Origin of the sequence: Streptomyces sp. NPDC056160 (assembly GCF_042268205.1) — a bacterium.
Classification (GTDB): domain Bacteria; phylum Actinomycetota; class Actinomycetes; order Streptomycetales; family Streptomycetaceae; genus Streptomyces.
Genome location: NZ_JBHJUW010000341.1, coordinates 1 through 1,602, shown reverse-complemented (window position 1 = coordinate 1,602; position 1,602 = coordinate 1). Strand labels below are relative to the sequence as shown.

Annotated in this window: 1 protein-coding gene; it reads right to left on the bottom strand. The window is 70.0% G+C overall.

The annotated features are described in order from the left end of the window. Nucleotides 1-1,602 (bottom strand): amino acid adenylation domain-containing protein (locus tag ACFC02_RS42580; RefSeq protein ID WP_376368412.1); only part of this gene is annotated, 1,602 nt, incomplete at both ends.

Sequence of the window (1,602 nt, the reverse complement as noted above, 5' to 3'; positions counted from 1 at the left end):
ACGGCGTGCCGTCGGCCTCGGGGAACACCGTCCGCAGACTCTCGTGCCGGGCCACCACGTCACCGAGGGCGGCCCGCAACGCGTCACGGTCCAACTCGCCGTTAAGGGACAGAGTCAGTGGGATGTTGTAGGTGGCGCTCGGCCCCTCCAACTTGTGCAGGAACCACAGCCGCCGCTGGGCGAACGACAGGGGTACGGCGTCGGGCAGTTGCTGCTTGGTCAAGGCGAGCCGTGCGGGCCCGGCGGTGTCGAGCCGGGCCGCGACCGCGCCCGCGGTCCGTGCCTCGAAGAGCGTGCGCAGGCCGATCTCGACGCTGAAGGCGGCCCGGATGCGGGCGATCAGCCGTGTGGCCAGCAGCGAGTGGCCGCCGAGCTCGAAGAAGTCGTCGTCCACGCCGACGCGGGGCAGCCCCAGCACCTGTGCGAACAGATCGCAGATGATCTGCTCCTGCGGCGTGCGTGCCTCCTGTCCGGATCCGGTCGGCGCGAAGTCCGGCGCGGGCAGTGCGGCGCGGTCCAGCTTGCCGTTGGCCGTCAGCGGCAGGCTGTCCAGGAGTGCGACGGCCGAGGGCACCATGTGTTCGGGCAGCCGCTCGCGCACGAACTCCCGTGCCTCTTCCGGCCGTAGGGCTTCCCGGGCCACCACATAGGCCACCAGCCGAGTCCTGCCGGGCTGGTCCTCGCGGACGACTACGGCGGCCTGGGTGATGTGTGGGTGCTCGGTGAGGACGTTCTCGATCTCGCCGGGTTCGATACGGAAACCGCGGATCTTGACCTGGTGGTCGACGCGGCCGACGAACTCCAGCTCGCCGCCCTGGTTCCACCGCACCAGGTCACCGGTGCGGTACATACGCGTGCCCGGCTCGGATGCGTACGGGTCCGCCACGAACCGCTCGGCCGTCAGGCCGGGCCTGCCCAGATAGCCGCGGGCGACACCGGATCCCGCGATGTACAGCTCCCCCACCACACCGGGTGCCACCAACTCCAGCCCCGAGCCCAGGACGTAGGCACGGGTGTTGGCGATCGGCCGGCCGATCGGCGCGGTGAGCGGCCAGCTGTCGGGGTCGCCGCTCAGGGTGTGGGCCGTGACCACGTGGGTCTCGGTGGGGCCGTAATGGTTGTGCAGCACGCGTTCTGGTGCCGAGGTGTGGAACTCACGGACGATGTGGCTCAGCACAAGGGCCTCGCCGGCCTGCGCGATGGTCCGTAGCCGGGGCAGCGCGCGTCCCTGCTCGACGGCTGCCTCGGCGACGGCTTCCAGGACGAGGTTGGGCGCGAACAGTTCCTCTACTTCGTGCTCGTCCAGCCACTCGACGAATCGGGCCGCGTCCCGCCGGACGTCCTCGTCCGGGATCACCAGGGTCTTGCCGAACATCAGGGCCGACAGCATCTCCTGTGCGGAGACGTCGAAGCTGATGGCCGTGAACTGCGCGATCCTTGTACCGGGTGCGCCGCCGATCGTCTCGTGGTGCCACTCCAGCAGGTTCACCAGCGCGCCGGCGGGCATGACGACGCCTTTGGGTCGGCCGGTGGAGCCGGAGGTGTAGATGACGTACGCGGGATGATCGGGCGCGAGTGCGGTGACCGGATTGTCCGACGGCT